This window comes from Mycobacterium sp. OTB74 (assembly GCF_029892685.1).
Lineage (GTDB): Bacteria > Actinomycetota > Actinomycetes > Mycobacteriales > Mycobacteriaceae > Mycobacterium.
Genome location: NZ_JARXVD010000016.1, coordinates 81662 through 102267, shown reverse-complemented (window position 1 = coordinate 102267; position 20606 = coordinate 81662). Strand labels below are relative to the sequence as shown.

The following is a 20606-nucleotide window of genomic DNA, read 5'->3' as shown; positions in this document are numbered from 1 at the left end:
CTTCATGCGGGATCGAATAGGACGGGTATGGCGGTGGCGCCACGTTCATACAGGCCGATGAACCGCGGTGCCTCGGCGTCCGGGTCCAACCGCAGGTTGGGCAGCCGATCGAGCAGGGCGCTGATCGCGGTGACCATTTCAGCGCGGGCCACATGCATCCCCAGACAGATGTGCGCGCCCTGACCGAACCCGAGGTTGGGCCGCAGCGGACGGGTGATGTCGTACTCGTCGGGGCGATCCCAGCGGGCGGGATCACGATTGGCCGCGCCGATGTTCATGTGCACGATCGACCCGGCCGGTATCCGCACACCGCCAAGTTCGGTGTCGCAGGCCACCCACCGCGAGAACATCGGATCGGTCGGCATCCAGCGCACCGACTCCTCGATCGCCGCCCGCAGCAGCGAACGGTCGTGACGGACCGCGTCGAGCATGTCGGGCCGCTGCAGCAGCGCGGTCACGGTGGTGCCCATCTGCTTCCAGGTGGTGCCCGAGCCCGCGCCCAGCAACAGCAGCACAAACGAGTCGATCTCCCGGTCGGTCAGATGCGTGACGTTGCCGTCGTCGTCGGTGATCTCGGCCGCCAGCAGCACACTGATGAGGTCGTCCTGCGGTTCGTGGCGCCGGGCCTCAATCACGGGGCGGATCAACTCGATCACCCGGGCCGGGTTGCTGGACAATGCTGAACGCACTTCGAGGGCCTGCTCAACAGGCAGACCGAAACTGCCGGTAATGGTCAGGATCGGGATCGCCGCGCAGAAATCGACATTGAGTTCGGCCCGGCCGTCTCGGGCGAACCCGTCGAGTAGCAGCTGCACGGTGTCGGCGATCCAGTTGTGCGCCCACCATTTTCCGTTCGACGACACGAACGAGGGCTGAACCAGGGCGCGGTAGCGCTTATGTTGAGCACCGTCCATCGACAACATGCTGTTGGTGATGCTCAGCGGCCCACTGTCCAGATCAACCGGTTCGGCTGCGGAGGCGAAAACCTCCGGATCGCGGTGGGCGGCAAAACATGTGTCGTAGTCGAACAGCGTGAAGTGCGGCCGATCGGGAAACGGCAGCCCATGGAAATACATCGTGCCGGTGCAGCCGGTCAGCTCATGCAGGGTGCCGACCAGAACCGGTCCCTGCTCACGCAACCGGTGCCACTGCGGGTAGGGGTCATCGTGATACGTTCCGCCGCTGAAGGCGTTGTAGGAGCTACGCAGGTCGAATAATTCGCGCAGCTGGTCACGGTCCAGTGTGGGTGCGGTCATTTCGCCACATATCCGCCGTCGACGGGCAGCGCGACACCGGTGATGTTGCGCGCGGCGTCGGACACCAAGTACAACGCCGCCTCGGCGCAGTCTTCGGCGGTGATCGCCCGACCTAGCGGATGTTGGGCGCCCACCTTCTCGGCCATGCCGGCCCGCTGACACTCATCGACCTGCAGACCCCCCGCAGCCATGAACCCGGTCAGCGGCATCGCCGCCGGGCAGATGGCGTTGACCCGAATACCGAACGGAGCGGCCTCCACCGCGACGGCGCGAGTCAGCTGCAGCACACCGCCTTTGGTGGCGCCGTACACCGAACCGCCCCAGGCCACCAGCCCCGCGACAGAGGCGGTGTTCAGGATCACCCCACCGTCACCTTGTGCTTTGAACTGCAGCACACCGTATTTGCAACCCAGGAACACCCCACCCAGATTCACCGCGACCAGCCGGTTGAAGTCCTCCAAAGTGTGCTCTTCGAAGGCCATGCCCAGCCGAGGTGTCGGTATTCCCACGTTGTTGAACACGATGTCCAGTCGACCAAACTGCTCGACGGCAGCGGCGATCATGGCTTGCACTTGTGGCTCGTCGGCGACATCGACACCCACCGGTACCGCAGTCCCACCGGCGGCCTCGATGAGCCGCACGGTCTGTTTGGCGTGTTCCAGGTCGATGTCGGCGACCACGACGCGGGCGCCCTGCTCGGCGAATCGGACCGCCGAGGCGCGCCCGACGCCTGATCCTGCGCCGGTGACGATGGCACTTTTGCCGGCGAGCACCGCACTCATGCGCGCGCCGACACAGGTGGTGCTGCAGGGGTGAAGCGGTACAACCGCTCGGCGTTGCCGCGCAGCAGCTTGTACTGCACAGCCTCTGGCAGTTCACGCATCGTGTTGCGGGCCACGTCGATGCAGTCGGGCCACGTCGAATCCGAATGGGGATAGTCGGTTTCACACATGATGTTGTCCTCGCCGAGTTCTTCGAGGCTCTTGAGCGCGTGCCGGTCTTCGATGATGCAGCCGTAGATGTGATTGCGGAAGGTCTCACGGATGTCCAGGGTGTCCAGATCTATCGCCTTGCCGGCCCCGGCGTGCGTGTCGAATTTGGCTCCGCGCATCACCCAGTAACGCTGCTTGTCGAGCACCTGCTCGGCGCGCTCCAGGAAGTAGGGCATCCAGCCGACCTCACCCTCGGACAGCGCGATCTTCAGCTTCGGATAGCGCTGGAACATCCCGCTGAACAGCCAGGACAACATGGTCCCGGAGGTCCGCGACGCACCCCAGGTGAGGTTGGCCATGAACGGTGCGTCGGTGCAGATCTTGGGCAACTGCGAGGACGATCCCACATGCATGCTGACCACCATCTCCAAGTCGTTGGCCGCGGCCATCACAGGCTCCCAATAGCCGTCGGCGTCATGGATTGTGGGCAGCCCCAAAGGTTCTGGGTTTTCCGAAAATGCAAAGGTCGTCACGCCGCGCGCGGCCATCCGCTCCATCTCTTTGGCGGCGAGCTGCGGGTCCCACATGGGGATGAGCATCAGCGGGATGTAGCGTCCCGGGGCGGCGCCGCACCATTCCTCAACGAGCCAGTCGTTGTAGTGCTGCAGGCATTGGAAACCGAATTCACGGTCACTGGCCTCCATGAACAGCTGTCCGCAGAATCGGGTGATGGTCGGAAAACACAGCGAGGCAAGCACACCCGAGCGGTCCATGTCTTCCACGCGTGCTTTGGCGTCGTAACACCCGGGCCGCATCTCGGCATACGACAGCGGCTCAGGGCTGAACTCTTCTTTTGATTTGCCGACCACCGCCGATAGTCCCGAGTTGGGGTAGCGCTTGCCGTCGTAGACCCACATGTCCACACCGTTGTCCCCGGCCTCCATGTGAGGGGCCCTGTCGCGGTCTTTGGCCGCAACACGATCGACCCACAAGGTGGGCGGCTCAAGGATGTGGTCGTCAACCGAGATCAGCCAGTTCAAATCGTATGCGGCGCCAGTGTCGGCGGCCGCATCGGTGCGCGGAGCAGTGATAGTCATCGCGAAAGTTCTCCTATCGACATGTGTTTGACTTCCTGAAATTCCCTGATGCCGTCGGGGCCCCGTTCGCGCCCCAGACCGCTCTGCTTGTACCCACCGCTGGGCGCGTAAGCACTGAACACCGCGGTGTTCACGTTGACCGCGCCGCTGCGCAGCCGCCGCGCCACGGCAACCGCCGCCGACACATCTGCGCCGTACACCTGTCCCGACAGCCCGTAGGGGCTGTCGTTGGCGATAGCGATGGCATGATCGAGGTCGCGATACCCCATCACCGCGATGATCGGCCCAAAAATCTCTTCCTGTGCAGCAGGATTGGCATTATCGGGCAAGTCCAGTACGGTCGGCTCGAAGTAGTAGCCACGGTCCAGACCTGCCGGGCGCCCACCCCCACAGGCAAGCACGCCGCCGTGCTCCTGAGCGGCGTTCACGATCTTTTCGCACCGATCGCGGGCAGCAGATCCGATCAGCGGACCCAACGACGCAGCCGGATCATTCGGTGCCCCAACGACCATCGCGCGGTAGGTGGCGCTGACCGCGGCGACCACCTCGTCCTTGGCGTCCATCGGCACCAGCATCCGGGTGGCCGCCACACAGGCCTGACCCGCGGTGTTCGCCACCACCGCGGCCGCGCCGAACGGTGCCCGATGCACCGCATCGGGCAGATAGATCTGCGCCGATTTTCCGCCCAGCTCCAACGACACTCGCTTCACCGTGGGTGCGGCTTGGGCCAGAATTTTACGGCCGGCCGCCGTAGAGCCGGTAAACGAGACCATGTCCACTGCAGGGTGACTGGTGAGCAGTTCGGCTCCCGCCGTGCCTGATTCGACGACGACGCTCAACACGCCGGCGGGAATCCCGGCAGCTTCGGCGGCCTGGCCGAAGATCAGCGACGACAGGGGGGTCAGCGGGCTGGGTCGCACAATGACCGAGTTGCCCGCGATGAGAGCCGGAATGATCTTCTGCAGCCCCATGATCAGGGCCGCGTTGTACGGGGTGATCGCCGCAACGACACCGACCGGTTCGTGTCGGCGGATGCTCAGGGCCACGCGGCCGCGCACCAGGTCGTCGACGGGCACCGGGCTGTGCTGCTCGTGGTGCATCGACAGATACAGGTCGATCGTGCCGCGGGCTATCGCCAGTCCGGCGTGCAGCTGGGTCATTTCGGCGAAACGGGTCGGCTGACCGGATTCGCCCACCAGTACTTCGATGAGCTTCGGCCCGGCGGCCTGCACGTAATCGATGAAGAAACGCAAGGTTTCGGCACGCTCGGCGGCCGGCTTGTTCGCCCATACCCCCTCGTCGAAGGCGCCCCGGGCGCACAGAATCGCGCGCTCAAAGTCCGACAGCGGAGTGGCCCCGATGTGGGCGAACACCGATTCGTCGGCCGGGTTTTCCACCGTCACGACCTCGTCGCCGGCGACCCAACCCCCCGCGACATACGAGCGATCTTCGAACGTCACAGTCAACTTCGACTCCCTAACACTGGTAACAGTAGAACTGTATTCTTGTTCAAACACCATTGCAACTATTATTTGGGATGGATTGTGTACGCGACCGCACCGCCGTAGTGCGGCGAGGAATGACACGCAAGCGCTGTGTCAACAGCGGGTCGCTGGCGCACTCCGGCGCGGCCGGACAGTTGCAGATAGCACTCCAGCATTTGTGGAATCCCATGCATCCGACCGTTTCCCAGCGCGCCTCCGCCGCTGAGGGCCGGGATCGCCGCGGCGTCGTCAGCGTTGATTCCGCCGGTGGCGGCGAAGTGATGTGCTTGACCGACGGGGCAGATCCCCAGCGCCTCCAGCCAGAACCACACCAGCGGGGAGAATCCGTCGTAGAGCTGGGGCAGGTCGATCTGATCAATGCTCAAACCGGTGTTTTCCCAGAGCCTTTTCACGGTCTGGGCGCCGCCGGCCATGATGTCGTCCAGTGGCCAGTGCTGGGGCATACGGCCGCGCGGTGGCGCTGAATTGGCGTATCCGGCAACGTAGACGGGCCGGTGCGGGCCATCGGCGGCGCGCTGCGGGGAGGTCAATACGAAGGTGGCCACCCCATCGACGGGGATGTCGCAGTCGTATCGGCAGACCGGGTCGAACAACGGATCAGCGCTCAGGTAGTCCTGAGCCGACAGTGGCTTGCCATACCAGTAGGACCAGGGAATCGTGGCGCCGTTCTTGCGGGCCTCAACCACCACCGCGGCCATCGATTCCCGTTGGGCGCCATAGCGTTGTAGGTATTCGGTGTACGGCAAGGCGATCATCGCCAGCGGTCCGAAAAACCCTTGGGGCGCGGTCCACTGCTGATGGCCCCGGGCTTGGTGCATCGGGTTGCCGTGATAGGTGCCCGCCGGGTTGTGTAAAGCACGGTGTACTACCACATAGTTGGCGGCGCCGGCGCCGATGGCGTTGACCGCCATGGCCACTGATCCCACGAGTTGGCCGATACCGTCGAATCCGGCGACATAGCGCGGGTCGGCGCCCAGGTGTTGGGCCAGCCACGCTGAGGACACGGTGCTCAGGCCGTCGACGATCGCGTGGGCGCCGGCGGTGGGCAGCAGCGCCGAACCGACGAATCCGTCGATCTGGTCGACGCGCAGGCCCGCGTCGGCGATGGCGGTGCGGGCCGTCTGCACGGCCAGTGATCCCAGCGCGACGCCGCCGCGGCGCACGGCGCTGTGGGCGTATCCGATGACTGCGGCGCGCGGGCCGTCCACGCTCATGGGGCCAGCTCGAATGCTGGTATCGACACACCGGCCGTGACGTCTTCGAACGCGCACACCAACGCGGCGCCCAGCCTCAGCTCGGCATCCGGCCCATCAAGCAGGCGTCCAATGATCCGCAGCCCGGGTGCCTCGATGAGTTCGGCGTCCACCAACACGAACGGCAGATCCTCGGCGAACCCTGGGAGCAATGCCTTGCGCACCACGGTCCAGGATCTGATGATGGCGCGGCCGTCGATCGGCGTGTAGCGCATGGCCGGTTCGGTACTGCCGCAGCTCGTGCACACCACATCGGGGGGCAGGGTCCGTACCCCGCATCGCGAGCACTGCGCCACCACCAGCTGATGTGCGGCGGCCGCGGCCCAGAACGGCGCTGAGGTCTCGTCGGGCACCGGCACGGGCCGCGGCGCGCTCACGGAATCACCCCGGCACAGGCCAGTGCGCTGATGCGCTCCCAGTCATAGCCCAGTTCCAGCAGCAGCGTCTCAGTGTGCTCGCCATGTTCGGGGGCGCGACGCAGCGCCGGTGGCTGCTCATCGATCTGCACTGGCACGGTCGGCAGTCGGTAGGCACGTCCGTCGTCCAACTGCACATCGCCGACATAGGAGTTGGCGAGCACCTGCGGATCTGTGATGACCTCGTGAATCGACTGCAGCGGCGCCCACGGCGCATCCAAATGCGACAGAAGATCTTTCCATTGGGCCAGGGTGCGCTCGGCGAACACCTCATCGAGCGCAGCAACAAATTCGGCGCAGTGGGCCCGCCGGGCGGCCATATCGGCAAAACGCGGGTCCGCCAACAGATCTGGCCGCTCGATGAGGGCGCAGAACGACGGCCAGTACCGATCCGGTTGCAGGAACATCAATTGGATGTGACGGCCATCGCGAGTGCGGTAGGTGCCGGTGAGGGGGTTGATGTGAGCACCGCGGCCACCCACCGGCGTGACCTCACCACCGTTGAGCGCGGCCAGAACATCGGAGGACAACATCCACATGGCGGTGGCCAGCAAGGACACATCCACGACCGAGCCGACGCCCGTGCGGGCCCGTTTGAGCAGCGCCGCGGAGATGCCGAACGCCAGCGACATCGCGCCGTTGCGATCACCCATCGCGCCGCGCTGGCTGATCGGATAGTCCCGGTCGGTGGGGGTCAGAATGTGGCCCACACCGCCGCGAGCCCAAAACGCTGAACTGTCGTAACCGGGGTGGTCGGCATCGGGTCCACGGACCCCGTAGCCGTGGCCGCGGGCGTAGATCAACTGTGGGTAGCGCTCCCTGACGGTCTCAGCATCCAGACCCAGGCGCTGCAACGCTCCGGGACGCAAGCTGGTCAGCAGCACATCGGCGGAGGCCAGCAGGTCATGCAACACCGCCAGACCCTCGTCGGTGTGTAAATCGACAGCCAAGGAACGTTTCCCACGATTGGCCAGGGCCATCGATAAGTTGATGCCCCCGCGGTCCGAACCGATCCCTTGCGTCGCCAGGCCCCGGTAGGGATCACCATCGATCCGCTCGACGCGGATGACATCGGCACCCCAGTCGGCCAGCAGCGCTCCGGCCACCGGAACAAACACCCACTGGGCTAATTCGACGACGCGGATGCCCTCGAACGCGTCGGCGCCCGGGGCCATCATGCGCCGGTTCTCTTGGCGTGCAACGGCAATGCTCGTTGTATCAGTGGCAAATTCATGATCTGTCCAGTCGGTCGTGGGGCTACCCGGGGTTGCCGTGCCGCGGTCACGGCGCACTGACCTGATGGTGGTCATCGGCGGCAGTTCCCAGCCGATGCAACATGACGGCGATGATCGTCGGGTCGACGTAGGTGGTGATCGCCCACAGGTACAGGCCGTGCAAGATTCCTTTGGACAACTGTGCCCAGGCCTGGCTGAAGGTGGGGACCTCTCGGACGCCATTGCGACGCAGGCAATCCAGATAGTGGGTGAGCAGGTCGCGTTCGTGTGCGCGCCGCGCGTCGACATCGAGTGTGGAACCGATGTGGTAGCCAACGTCCAGGTACCACATTCCGCGTTGCACAAGTTGCCAATCCGTGAAGGCGGGTTGGCCCTCACTGTCGAGGAACACATTTCCGGCGTGGGCGTCCCCGTGGATGACGCAAGACCCGGCCGCCGCGCTGTGGTTCCGGAGATTCTCAACGAGGGCGGTGTAGGAGTTGATCACGCGGTCGGCAACGCGCCACCGCGGCGGGATGCCCTGTCCATTGTCGCCAGTCAAGTTGATGGCGATGCGCTCGGCGCTGATCGCTTGACGGTCACCCTGCAAGGTGCGTCCGAGGCGTGGGGCCAGCCAGTCGACGTTGGTCCACGCAGGCAGATTCCAGGAGGTGGCGTGCAGTTGCGCCAATTGTTCGAGGCTGGCGGCGACCTGGCTGGGACTGTATTGGCTGTGTGCATCGAGGAATTGGCCGCCCGTAGCCGTGATGTCGGCGCTGAGAATCACGCCGTGACGGGTCTGCGGGTCGACGTCGGCCCACAGCACCGGCAGGCTGCGAATGCCGGTGGCCGCGACCGCATCGCGGTAGAAGCTTGCTTCGGGTTCGCCCACGAAGCAGATAGGCCGGCCGGTGTCGTTGAAATAGCCTTTGACGCACATCTGGGTCGGTAGCTGCGCGGGAGCGGGCTGCGCGGTCTCGATGGTGAATAGGGCGTTGGTCGTGATGCGGTCCACTGTCAGTCCGCGGGTGACGGCCACAATGCGTATGCCCGGAAAGCGGGTCTGTAGCGCAGCGGTGATCCACTCAGCAGAGAGGGCCTCGTGCAGAGTACTGGGTACGGGAACGTTCATGGCGAATCCAACTCCAAACGGCGATCGGCGTCGAAGGCGATGCGAGCTGCCGCTTCAGCTGCGACCATCAGCGCGAAGACATCTTCGACGAGAAGAAATCCCGCCTCAACGGTGCCGGCGAGCGCGGCGCCGAACTGTTGGAGGTATCCGGTGCTGTCGCCGTAGCGGGCGCGAAGCACGTTCAGGGGCAACGGGATTGTTGCTCCGGCCAGGGCACACAAAGGCCCGGGTGTTGAGTGGGCGGTATAGCGGGCCAGTGGAACTTGCAGCTGGGGCGCCCGGATGCCGCCGAGAGGGTTGCCGAGGTCATCGACGGCGGCCACCGACACCGGTCCCAGCTGGCTGAGAGTGATCCGCGGGGCGTGAGGTGGAGCGATGTTGCTCTCGGACCATCGGCACAGGCTCTGTAGCGCGGCACGCACGAACGCCGCTGTGGGGAAGTCTGATTCGTCGCCGACGCATCCGTCGACACAGCGGGCGTGTGGGGCGCCGGGCAGTTCGTATAGCCGATATCGGTCGGCTGGTGTGTCGCTGTCATCGCGACGCACCGACGCCGATCCGGCGATCGTGAGCTGATGCTGACCAAATTCGGCGGTGAACCCTTCGACGTCGCTTTGAGGTTGAACGTCGATCACCGGCACCCCCACGGGTGCCATGACAGCATTTTCGCGGGACGGCAAACCGTCTGCGCTGGACACCGCCGTGAAACTGGCGGCGTGAGCGACCGGGAGGTAGCCGTCGAACAGCGGTGGGCATCCAGGTTCGGTGGCGCCGAACAGGGTGGCGAAAGTGGCTGTGTCTAGGGCACTTTGGGAATAGCCGCCCAGGTAGATGTAGCGGACTTCGGGTAGCAGCTCGTGCCGACGGATCAGGACTGCCAGATGAGAAAGTATGGACCAGACAAGGTCGTTACCCTCGATTGAGAGGTCAGCGTATCGCGCGGTGTCCGCGCGGCGCAGCGCCTCGACCGATAGCTGGCGAACGCTGACTCCGATCCAGCCGTCCCCGTTGTCTTGCAACAGGTCCCCGGCCTGCGCCCACAGGGCGTCGCGGTCTTCGGCAAAGGTGGTGTTGAACGGCTCGACCAGTATCCGGCCGGAGAAGCGGTGCGGGTCGGCCGGACGTCGCACCACAATTCGTGTGCAGTACTCGACGTCGACGCGGTCGACGGTAATGGGCCCGGTGACCGGACCGCGGTAGGTGTCCGCTAACCCGGCGAGCAGGTATTCGGTTTCGGTGTAGTAGTTCTCGTCGACCACGGGCACCTTCTGCCCGTCGAACACGCGCGGGGCGGTGGCGCTCTGCGCAGGGCGACCGGGCAGCATCGTGACGGTCGAATCGATTCGGTGTCCTCGAGCGGGGTAGGTCATCGAGGTCTCTATTTCAGGCAACTGCCCGCGTCGATGGCTAGCGGAACACCAGTGATGTAGCGCGATTCGTCCGAAGCCAAGAACAGCACGGCGTTGCTGATGTCTTCGGGCTGCACCCACGGGATGGGCAGCAGGTGAAAGTTTTGGCAGATCGGAATCAGGTCGTCCTGGCCGGGATTTGCCAGGTCGGGACGAAAGGAGGTGTACGTCGACTCGTTCATCAGCATGGGGGTGTTGACGTGGGTGGGGTGCACCGAGTTGACCCGAATCGAGTGCGGTCCGAGTTCAACGGCGAAGGTGCGCATGAGGCCAACAACACCGTGTTTGGCCGACACGTAGTGCCCTACGTGCGGGTAAGCCTTGAGGCCACCGACCGAACTGGTCAAAATGATCGAACCGCCTCGCCCACCCGCTTTGATGTGTGCGACACCGGCTTTGACTGTCTTCCAGCAGCCGGTCAGGTTGACGTCAATGGTGTCCTGCCAGCGGGCCTCATCCATTTCGTCGAGCATCGCGCCGCCGGTCCCGATTCCGGCGTTGGCCACGATGATGTCCAGGCGCCCCAGCTGGGCCACGCCGTCATCGACCGCCGCCGAGAGTGCGGCGTAGTCGCGGACGTCCACCTGTGCGGTGACGATGCGCCGCCCGAGGTTGTTGACCATGTCGGCGGTGTGCGCTAGGTCCTCGACGGTGGAGGTGGGTTCGGGCATCCCGTCGATGTGGGAGCAGAAGTCGACGGTGATGATATCGGCGCCTTCCTGGGCCAGTCGCAGCGCGTGGCTGCGGCCTTGCCCGCGGGCGCCGCCGGATATGAATGCGACTTTTCCTGCTACACGTCCAGACATGCGAACTCGATTCTTCGTCGATCTTGTCGGTTACTTAGTTGTGGTGCTGTGGTTTTGGGCCGTCATCTGCTGGCGCACGCGATACTTTTGGATTTTTCCGCTGGCGGTGCGGGGGAAGTCGTCCACCGCGATGAGTTCCTCGGGCCATTTCTGGCGGGCCAGGCCCGCAGCGCGGAAATGGGTGCGGACATCATCGAGTGTCGGCATCACCGCGCCGGGGCGCAGACGCACTACGGCCGCGGGGTGCTCGCCTAGGCGCCTGTCCGGTGCGGCCACGACGACGGCTTCGGCGACAGCGGCCAGGGTCAACAAGATCTCTTCGACTTCCAGGGCGCTGATGTTCTCACCGCCGCGGATGATGATGTCGGACTTGCGGTCGGTGATGGTGAGGAACCCGTCCTCGTCAAGACGGCCGATATCGCCCGTGTGGTACCAGCCGTCCTCGTCGAAGGCCGCAGCGGTCAGGGCCGGATCGGTGTAACCCAGACACAAATCGGGTCCGCGACTGATGATTTCGCCGTCGCCGGCCAGCCGGATCTCCACTCCGCGTCGTGCACATCCGTCGGTGTACAGACGTTTGTCCTGCGGCGCGTTGCCTGGCGACCCGGTGATGGAGGGATGTTCGGTGCTGCCGTAGGAGCGGGTGACCGTCACACCGAGATCGGTCAGCCTCTGGGCGATGACGGTCGGCACCGTCGAGCCGCCGAGCCCGATGTGGCTGATGTAGGGCAGATGTTCGGGGCGGAAACGTTCATGGTCGATCACGCTGGTCACGAAGTACGGCGGTCCACCGCCGACGGCCAGACCGTGACTTTCCATCAGATCCAGGACGTGACCGGCGTCCCAGACATCGAGCAGATCGACCGAGCCGCCGCCCAGCACCGGCAGCAGGAAGGCGCCCAGCATCCCGATGAAATGTCCCACCGGCAACGCGGTCAGTTGCGCCCCCGTATTGGGTGGCTGATTGTCCAGCAGTTGGCGCGTCTCAAAGCCCAGTGACTGATGACTGTGGATGACGCCCTTGGGGTTTCGTGTGGTCCCTGAGGTGAACGCGATCAACGCAGGGGCGGCGGCGTCGGTGTCGGCAACCTGCCGCAGTGGTTGATCAGCGATCAGCTCGTCGAAGTTGACGCCGACCACGCCGACGATGGGGACCTGCGCACTTAGGGCCGGTTCGTAGCTCATCCGACCGAAGTCCGCAGCGGTGATGAAGACTTTCGGTGTGGTGCTGGCCAGGATGTAGCCCAGTTCTTTGGACGCGTAGAAATGGACAATCGGTACCACCACGGCTCCGAGAAATGTTGACGCCCAGAACACGGCCGCCGCTTCCATCCAGTTGGGCAATTGGAACGCCACCACATCGCCGGCGACCACACCGCGCTGCTGCAGACCCGCGGCAAGACAGCGGGCAATATTTTCGACGTCGCGCATCGTTGCGGTGTACGGCCGCACTGCGGAGTGCACGCGAAATGGCTGACCGCCCGCTTCGGCCAACCCGTCCGCGATCAGCCTTCCCAGAGGTTTGCTGGACCACCATCCCTGCGCGATGTAGAACGCGCGCAGATGGTTCGGGATGTCCCGGATGCCGGGAAATCCCGGTGGTGGCGGGCCCAGCATCGTGCCGGGTGGCGGGTTGCTGGACGGCAAAGTCGGCATGGACTGCATGGACCTCTCTGACAAATCGGCGCACGCGCCGGCACGAGAATGGGGCTCTACCGGAACGTGCAACGGAAGCCCACACTAGACCACGTCTGGACGCAATGATCCCAGTTCGACAGAGAACATAACTCTCGTTTGGATGAAATCTCAGATTCCGTACAAGGCATATTGGTGTTGTTGTAAATCGTGTGTATTGTTCCCGTGTCACCGGGAATGAGATGTCAATCACATAGAGGGGTTGCGGCGTGATGCAGACGTGGGTGAGCACCGTGAGCGGCGGGTGCTCCTTGGCCTTGATACGTAGCTAGACGATGCCTCGCCACGTGCTGCCCGGTCCGGTCCACCGGAGTGAAACCGCGAGTTCAACAGTGCCCGTTGGTGCGCGGCCGGGTCGGCATTTCGGCGTTGAGCACTACACGCGACAACTGGCCGGGCTGGGCATGATGGTGACCGTCGGGGTCGCCCTGGCGCTGGCGGTCAGCGCGTTTCACGGCACCTTCTCCTCGACCACGGCGGTGACGGTGATCTCGACGCGGGCCGGACTGGTGATGAATCCCGGCGCGAAAGTGAAGTTCCACGGTGCAGAGATCGGTGCGGTCACCGAAGTGACCCAGACCGCTGACGGGCAGGCGCGCCTGCAGCTGGCCATCGATTCCACGCGCATGTCGCTGATTCCTTACAACGCACAGGTCGATATCGCGCCCAACACCGTGTTCGGTGCCAAATCTGTGGAACTGTCCTTACCTGAGGTCCCCTCCGCCCGACGCCTTCAGGCCGGGCAGGTCCTTGATGCCCAAAGCGTGACTGTCGAAGCAAACTCCCTTTTTGATCGGCTCAATTCTGTTCTGACGCATGTTGATCCGGCACATCTCAACGCCGCCTTGACCGGGTTGTCTGAGGGCTTTGGCGGCCGCGGTGAGCAACTCGGGCAGACCATCGCTCATTTCGACCGATTCCTGACCACCGTCGAGCCGGCGCTTGGATCCTTCAGCGCCGATCTGCAGTCGACACCGACCGCCGCGGGCGCCTACGCCGATGCGGCGCCCGATCTGGTCGACATCATCAAACACACCACCTCACTGAGCCATTCGATTGTTGACGAGCAGCAGCAACTGGACGCGTTCTTGGTGAGCATGATCGGCCTGGGGCAGATCGGAAACGACGTGCTGGGCGGTAACCGTCAGGCGCTGTCCACAGTATTGCGGTTGCTGTTACCCACCACAGGCCTGACCAACGAATACAGCCCGGCCCTCAAATGCACACTGACCGGCATGATCCCTATGGCCACGACACCACCTGAACCCTGGCCAGGTCTGATCGTGACCGCGGCTTTGGGTATCGGCGTCGAGCGATACCGCTATCCGCAGAACCTGCCGAAGGTGGCCGCCACCGGCGGCCCCCAATGCAAGGGGCAAATTCCAGCGCAGTACAACACCTTTCCGCCGTTCGTGGTCAGCGACGTCGGCGCCAATCCGTCGCAATACGGCAATCAGGGCCCCGTGCTGAACTCCGATGGACTCAAGCAACTGCTCTTTGGCCCGATCGACGGACCGCCGCGCAATAGTGCCCAGATCGGACAGCCCGGATGACACGGCGATCTCACGCAACGCTCATCAAATTCGGTGTGTTCGTCGCCGTCATGACGGCGCTGACAGTGTTTCTGTTCCTAATTTTCGGTGACTATCGTGGCGGCGCGACCGCCGGGTACCGTGCCCTGTTCACCGATGCGTCCAGTCTCAAAGCCGGCGATTCGGTGCGCATTGCCGGCGTTCGAGTGGGCACGGTGAATGCAGTGTCCTTGCGTCCGGACAACACGGCACTGGTCGTTTTCGACACCGACCAGTCCGCGGTGCTCACGACCGGCACGACCGCTGCGGTGCGCTACCTGAACCTGGTGGGCGACCGTTACCTGGAGCTGACCGAGGGGCCAGGTTCACCCCGGCTACTGCCCCGTGGTGCGACCATCGGCACCGATCACACCAAACCAGCGCTCGATCTGGACATGCTGCTCGGCGGGCTCAAACCTGTTCTGCGTGGCCTAGACCCCCGCGATGTGAACGCGTTGACTTCTGCGCTACTCAATATCTTCCAAGGCGAGGGCGACACGATGCAGTCGCTGCTGTCGCAGACCTCGTCGTTCACGACCACACTGGCCGACAATGATCAGGCCATCGAAGAAATGATCACCAATCTCAACTCGGTACTGGCCACCTTGGGCAAAGACGGTGAGAAGTTCGCTGACGCCGTCGAACGTTTTGAGAAGCTGCTGCACGGCCTGGCCACCGATCGCGACCCCATCGGATCAGCCATCGATGCCCTCAACCATGGCACGTCCTCACTGACCGACCTGCTCACCGCCGCGCGCCCGCCGCTGGCGGCGACCGTCGAGCAGCTCGATCGGCTTGCACCGCTGGTTGATTCGCAAAAATCGTTGATCGACGCGGCGCTGCAGAAGGCGCCCAACAACTTCCGCAAATTGGCCCGAGTCGGGTCCTACGGCAGTTTCGTGAACTACTACCTGTGCGGTCTGTCACTTCGCGTCACCGATCTGCAAGGACGCACCGCGGTGTTCCCCTGGATCAAACAAGACCAGGGAAGGTGCGGGGAACCCTGATGCTCAAATATCGCGGAGCGCAACTGGCGCGGGCCGGGTTCATCGGCGTGACACTAATGGCACTGATCATCGCCATCGGCCTACGCCCGGAACAAATCTCATCGTGGGCAACCACGTTGCATTACCGAGCACAATTCGCCGAAGCCGGTGGACTGAGCGTGGGAAACAACGTCACCGTGGCGGGCATCAAAGTGGGCACAGTGACCGATGTCGTGCTCGACGACGGCACCGCGCTGGTGACTTTGGCCGTCGAGGGCACCGTGCATCTGGGCTCGCTGACCACCGCGCGCATCCGGACCGGCTCACTGCTGGGCGCTCGGGTGGTGACCCTGGAATCAGCCGGGCCGCGACGCCTCGATCCGCACGCCGTCATCCCCCTCTCGCGCACCTCATCGCCCTATTCGCTCAACGACGCGGTCGATGATCTGACCACCAACATCGCCGGCATGAACACCGATACCCTCAATCAGTCCCTGGATGCTCTGTCGAGCACCCTCGATCAGATCGCCCCAGAACTGGGTCCGACGTTCGACGGCCTGACCCGAATCTCTCGGGCCCTCAACGACCGCAGAGACGACTTGGACGAGCTGCTGAAGAACGCTGCCGATGTCACCGGGGTACTGTCCCAACGCAGCGACGACGTCCATTCGTTGATCCTCAACGGAAACGTCCTCCTGCACACGCTCGTCGAGCGCCGCGACGAGATCGCCGAGCTGTTCGCCAACACCACCGCCGTCGCTAACCAACTCTCTGGTCTCGTCGCCGACAACGAGGCCAAACTCGCGCCAACGCTCAAGCAGCTCAACGATATCGCGGCGATGCTCGAAAAGAACCGCGACAACCTGGACAAGGCACTGCCGGGTCTGCGCAAATTCGAGTACTCCTCGGGCGAAACGGTGTCCAACGGACCGTTCTACAACGCCTACATACCCAATCTTGCGATCCCCGAAATGATTCAACCGTTCCTGGACTACGCCTTCGGCTTCCGCGCCGGTGACCCGAACATGCCGCGCGCGATATTCCCGTGGCCGCACAATGGAATACCGGGAGGCTCACGGTGACCGTGACTGGACGTCGGCGCGCGGCGTTGGCACTGCTATTGATCATCGTGTTGGCCGGAGCTGCCGGCGTCATCGTGCACAACACGCTGTACGCACCGCGCACACTGGTCGCCTACTTCGTACGCGCCGCCGGGATCTACCCCGGCGACGAGGTGCGCGTAGCCGGAGTCAAGGTGGGCACCATCACCTCTATTGAACCCCAAACCGCGCAGGCCAAAATCACCATGGCCGTGGACCGTGATCTGCCGATCCGGGCCGATGCGAAAGCGATCATCGTCGCGCAAAACCTGGTGGCGGCGCGCTACGTGCAACTCGCACCGGCCTATCAGTCGGCCCAGCGGGCCGCCACACTACCCATCGGCGCACAAATCCCCTTGGAACGCACCGCAGTTCCCATCGAATGGGATCAAGTCAAAGCGCAGCTTTCGCGCCTGGCCACCAGCCTCGCGCCCCCGGCTGCCGAGTCGAACAATCAGGTAAGCCGGTTCATCAATACTGCGGCCAACGCCATGGACGGCAACGGCGACAAACTGCGCCAGACCCTCACCCAGCTCTCTGCAGTGGGCCGCGTGTTGGCATCGGGTAGCGGCGATATCGTCTCCACAATCCAGAACCTGCAAGTGTTCCTCAGCGCCATGCGCGACAGCACAACACAAATCGTGCAATTCCAGGATCGTCTAGCCACACTGTCCGGTGTATTGGACGACAGCCGCTCGGACCTCGATTCCATGCTCAAGGCGCTCCCCGACGCCATCGGCAAGGTACAGCGCTTCGTCGCAGGCAGTCGCGATCAGACCACGGAACAGATCCAGCGCCTGGTCACCCTCACCCAGATCCTGGTCAATCACCGAAGCGATGTCGAAAACATCCTGCATGCCGCACCGACATCGTTCGCCAACGGCTACAACATCTACAACCCCAACGCCCCCGGGCCCATCGGACAGTTCATCCTCAACGGCATCTCCAACCCTGTCCAATTTCTCTGTGGTGCCATCGGCGGCGTCTCCAACGTCACCGCCTCCGAAACCTCCAAACTGTGCACCCAGTATCTGGGGCCGGCGCTACGGCTATTGAACGCCAATTACGTTCCGTTTCCGATGAACCCAATCTTGGGTTCCAGCGCCACCCCGGACAAGATCACCTACGCCGACCCACGCCTAGCACCCGGCGCAGCAGCAGCGCCCCCGGCGCCGGAAACCTCACCAGCGGTGTCCGCCTACAGCGGACCCAACGAGGCACTGCCACAGCCATCACCGCCTGCCACGGCCTCCACCATGTTGCTGCCCGACACCACGCTCGGGCCCCCCGCGCCGCCTGCGCCGCAAGGAGCGGACACACCATGACGATCATCACTGCGGCACGACAGCTTGGGGTACTGAGCGCGGCGACTGCCCTCGTCAGCACGGGATGCGCTTTTCAGGGACTGAATTCGGTGCCGCTGCCCGGTGTGGTGGGCAGCGGATCAGATTCGCTGACCTACCACGTCGAGATCGCCAATGTCGCCACGCTGGAATCTAATTCACCGGTGATGATCAACAATGTCGTCGTTGGCAGCATCGGGCCCATGCGGGTGGTGGGCAAGCACGCCGACGTACAGATCTCAATGCGACCCGACGCAGTGGTGCCGGCCAACGCGGTCGCACGCATCGGCCAGACCAGCCTGCTGGGCTCCATGCACCTGGAACTGGGGCCGCCGGTGGGCGAGCCCGCGCGCGGCCGACTTCTGCCGGGGGCCACGCTGGCCTTGAACCGCAATTCCACCTACCCCAGCACCGAAGAGACGCTGTCTGCGCTGTCAACAGTCATCAACGCCGGTGGTCTAGGGCACACCGGAGACATCATCCACGCCGCAGCTGCCGCACTGGCGGGCCATCAGAATGAATTCCGCGACGTGCTCGAACGATTGAACCGGTTCGTCGGTGTCATCAACGACCAACGCGACCAGATCGTGGCCAGCATCGGGGCCATCAACCGGTTGTCCTCTCAGTTGGCGGCCCAGCGGCCCGCCATCGAAGCGGCGCTGCGGGATATCCCACCGGCCCTTGATGTCCTGATCAAAGAGCGGCCTCGGTTGATCTCTGCACTGGACAAACTGCGCGAATTAAGCAATACCTCAACAGCATTGGTGAACGACAGCAAAGACGATTTGGTCAAGAATCTGCAGAACGCCGCGCCCACCCTCCAGGCGCTCGCCGACGTGGGGCCCGACCTTGACTTGCTGCTGGGCTACCTGCCCACATTCCCGTTCACCCAAAACTTTCTTGATCGCGCGCTGCGCGGCGACTATTTCAACGTCTTCGCCCTGGCCGACCTGACCGTGCCCCGGCTCAAACGCACGATCTTCCTGGGCACCCGCTGGGGCGACCCGAACGCAGTCGAGGTGCCTGCCCCCGGCGATCCCGATTACCTGCAATACACCCACAATCCTCTGACCACCCCCGTGGCGCCGGCAACCCCGGCAGCACCCGACGGGCCGGTCTTCGCCGGGCCGTATCCGGCGCCGACGCCCACCCCCGGGGCACATTGATGCTGACTCGATTCGTCCGTATCCAGCTCGCGATCTTCACTGCCGCGTCGCTGATTGCCATGACCGTCATCGCGGCGCGCTACCTGGATTTTCCCGAACTCCTTGGTATCGGCCGGATTAACGTGACCGTCGAGTTGCCATCGACGGGCGGGCTCTACCGTTTCAGCAACGTCTCCTACCGCGGTGTTCAAGTCGGCAGAGTCACCGACGTCGAACCCACCGACGCTGGCGCGACAGCAACACTCTCACTTGCCGCCTCCACACCGATCCCCGCGAACGTCACCGCCGACGTCCACAGCGTGTCAGCCGTTGGCGAACAATTCCTCGAGCTGACCCCGCGCACTGATTCGGGCAGCTATCTGCATGACGGGTCGATCATCCACCGCGCCGACACATCGGTGCCACAACAAGTCGGCCCGCTCCTCGACCAACTCGGCGCGCTGACACAAAGCATCCCGGAAACCAGCCTTGGCCGGCTCATCGACGCCTCGGGACGCGCGTTCGGCGGAGCGGGATACGATCTGGGTTCGTTGCTCGACTCGGCATCCGTGATCTCCAGCGACGCAGACAAAACTGCCTCTCGCACAGCCACACTCGTCACTGATGCGCAGCCTTTCATCGACGCACAAGCCCGCAGCGCCGACTCGCTGCGCAGCTGGGCCCACCACCTGTCCGCGGTCACCGGGCAAATCGTCAACGACGACAGCCAGATCCGAAGCCTGCTGCACCGGGGACCCGGCTTCGCCAACGAGGTCGAGCAACTACTGGCCCATATCAAACCCACCCTGCCCATACTGCTGGCCAACCTCACCACCATCGGCCAAATCGCGCTGACCTATCACCCTGCGCTCGAACAACTCCTGGTGCTGCTCCCGCCGTATGTCGGGGCCTACAGCTCGTTCGCACCGACCAATAACCCCTCTGGCCACGCGCTGGGCGGGTTCGCCTTCAGCATCTCCGACCCGCCGGTGTGCACCGTCGGGTTCCTACCGCCGTCTCAATGGCGCTCGCCCGAAGACACCTCCGAGGTCGATACGCCCGACAATCTGTATTGCAAACTGCCCCAAGATTCTCCGATCTCAGTGCGGGGTGCGCGCAACTATCCGTGTATAGGCAAACCTGGCAAGCGAGCGCCAACGGTTCAGATATGCGACAGCGACCAGCCCTACGAACCGCTGGCGATGCGCCAACATGCGCTGGGCCCGTATCCGCTTGATCCCAATCTGATTTCCCAGGGCATTGCGCCCGATAGCCGCGCCAACTCCGATGCACGCATCTACGGCCCGTTGGAGGGGACACCGCAGCCGGCACAGGCGCCGGAGCCAAGCCCGCCAGAAGCCACAGCACCCCCACAATCATCCAACCAACCGGAGCCCCAACCAACGCCGCGACCGCCTGACACCACCACGTTGGCGCCCTCGGCCTACCACGAAGGCGCCCACGGACCATCGGTCGCAGTGGTCAGATACGACCCGAAGAGCGGCCGTTACATCGATCCCCAAGGCAACGCGCTCACCCAGACGAATTTAGCTGCACCCGCAAGTAATTGGACAGATTTGTTGCTACCTGTACCGAAAGATCCTCAACGACAATGAGATACGAATGCACGCCGCGCCGCATCGCCGCGCACACGCCAATCGTCAACGATGTGTCGGCCAGTACCCGTAAATTTTCTGTTCCGGGAAGTCCTTGAAATAGCGACACGGACGGCAACGACGTCTTCGG

At 63.9% G+C, this 20606-nt stretch carries 17 protein-coding genes; 6 read left to right on the top strand and 11 right to left on the bottom strand.

The window, feature by feature from the left end; all coding sequences use genetic code 11:
- Positions 1-2 precede the first annotated feature (2 nt).
- The 11 genes from M2432_RS20345 to M2432_RS20295 all read right to left on the bottom strand — a co-directional run bounded on the left by M2432_RS20345 (position 3) and on the right by M2432_RS20295 (position 12637).
- Positions 3-1256, bottom strand: a complete 1254-nt coding sequence (locus tag M2432_RS20345; protein WP_280828641.1) for a cytochrome P450 — start codon at positions 1254-1256, stop codon at positions 3-5.
- On the bottom strand, positions 1253-2038 hold the full coding sequence (locus M2432_RS20340) for a glucose 1-dehydrogenase (protein WP_280828640.1): 786 nt from the start codon (positions 2036-2038) through the stop codon (positions 1253-1255). The genes M2432_RS20345 and M2432_RS20340 overlap by 4 nt, the downstream gene beginning before the upstream one ends.
- The gene (locus M2432_RS20335; protein WP_280828639.1) at positions 2035-3285 is read right to left on the bottom strand and encodes an amidohydrolase family protein; all 1251 of its coding nucleotides are present in this window, start codon (positions 3283-3285) and stop codon (positions 2035-2037) included. The genes M2432_RS20340 and M2432_RS20335 overlap by 4 nt, the downstream gene beginning before the upstream one ends.
- Positions 3282-4745, bottom strand: a complete 1464-nt coding sequence (locus tag M2432_RS20330) for an aldehyde dehydrogenase family protein (protein ID WP_280828690.1) — start codon at positions 4743-4745, stop codon at positions 3282-3284. The genes M2432_RS20335 and M2432_RS20330 overlap by 4 nt, the downstream gene beginning before the upstream one ends.
- A 68-nt stretch (positions 4746-4813) precedes the next feature.
- Positions 4814-6004, bottom strand: a complete 1191-nt coding sequence (locus M2432_RS20325) for a thiolase family protein (protein WP_280828638.1) — start codon at positions 6002-6004, stop codon at positions 4814-4816.
- Positions 6001-6420, bottom strand: a complete 420-nt coding sequence (locus M2432_RS20320; protein WP_280828637.1) for an OB-fold domain-containing protein — start codon at positions 6418-6420, stop codon at positions 6001-6003. Before M2432_RS20320 ends, M2432_RS20325 begins: the two co-directional genes overlap by 4 nt.
- On the bottom strand, positions 6417-7637 hold the full coding sequence (locus tag M2432_RS20315) for a CoA transferase (RefSeq protein ID WP_280828636.1): 1221 nt from the start codon (positions 7635-7637) through the stop codon (positions 6417-6419). The genes M2432_RS20320 and M2432_RS20315 overlap by 4 nt, the downstream gene beginning before the upstream one ends.
- 103 nt (positions 7638-7740) lie before the next feature.
- Positions 7741-8805: a phosphotransferase gene (locus tag M2432_RS20310; RefSeq protein ID WP_280828635.1), complete on the bottom strand. Its 1065-nt coding sequence runs from the start codon at positions 8803-8805 to the stop codon at positions 7741-7743.
- The gene (locus M2432_RS20305; protein WP_280828634.1) at positions 8802-10175 is read right to left on the bottom strand and encodes an alpha/beta hydrolase domain-containing protein; all 1374 of its coding nucleotides are present in this window, start codon (positions 10173-10175) and stop codon (positions 8802-8804) included. The genes M2432_RS20310 and M2432_RS20305 overlap by 4 nt, the downstream gene beginning before the upstream one ends.
- A gap of 8 nt (positions 10176-10183) precedes the next feature.
- Positions 10184-11020, bottom strand: coding sequence for a mycofactocin-coupled SDR family oxidoreductase (locus M2432_RS20300; protein WP_280828633.1), 837 nt, complete (start codon positions 11018-11020; stop codon positions 10184-10186).
- Between the two features lie 30 nt (positions 11021-11050).
- Entirely contained in the window at positions 11051-12637 is a 1587-nt protein-coding gene (locus M2432_RS20295) for an AMP-binding protein (protein ID WP_280828689.1), read from the bottom strand.
- A 410-nt stretch (positions 12638-13047) separates the two neighbouring features.
- Here M2432_RS20295 and M2432_RS20290 point away from each other — a divergent pair, with 410 nt between their 5' ends.
- From M2432_RS20290 to M2432_RS20265, 6 genes are read left to right on the top strand one after another with little or no spacing between them, the layout of a single operon-like run.
- Positions 13048-14268, top strand: a complete 1221-nt coding sequence (locus M2432_RS20290) for an MCE family protein (protein WP_348536323.1) — start codon at positions 13048-13050, stop codon at positions 14266-14268.
- On the top strand, positions 14265-15293 hold the full coding sequence (locus M2432_RS20285; protein WP_280828631.1) for an MlaD family protein: 1029 nt from the start codon (positions 14265-14267) through the stop codon (positions 15291-15293). The genes M2432_RS20290 and M2432_RS20285 overlap by 4 nt, the downstream gene beginning before the upstream one ends.
- Complete coding sequence (locus M2432_RS20280) at positions 15278-16354, top strand: MCE family protein (protein WP_280828630.1); 1077 nt, start codon at positions 15278-15280, stop codon at positions 16352-16354. The genes M2432_RS20285 and M2432_RS20280 overlap by 16 nt, the downstream gene beginning before the upstream one ends.
- A 2-nt stretch (positions 16355-16356) precedes the next feature.
- Positions 16357-17697, top strand: coding sequence for an MCE family protein (locus tag M2432_RS20275; RefSeq protein ID WP_280828688.1), 1341 nt, complete (start codon positions 16357-16359; stop codon positions 17695-17697).
- Entirely contained in the window at positions 17694-18881 is a 1188-nt protein-coding gene (locus M2432_RS20270; RefSeq protein WP_280828629.1) for an MCE family protein, read from the top strand. Before M2432_RS20275 ends, M2432_RS20270 begins: the two co-directional genes overlap by 4 nt.
- Complete coding sequence (locus M2432_RS20265; protein WP_280828628.1) at positions 18881-20476, top strand: MlaD family protein; 1596 nt, start codon at positions 18881-18883, stop codon at positions 20474-20476. Before M2432_RS20270 ends, M2432_RS20265 begins: the two co-directional genes overlap by 1 nt.
- The last annotated feature ends 130 nt before the right edge of the window (positions 20477-20606 follow it).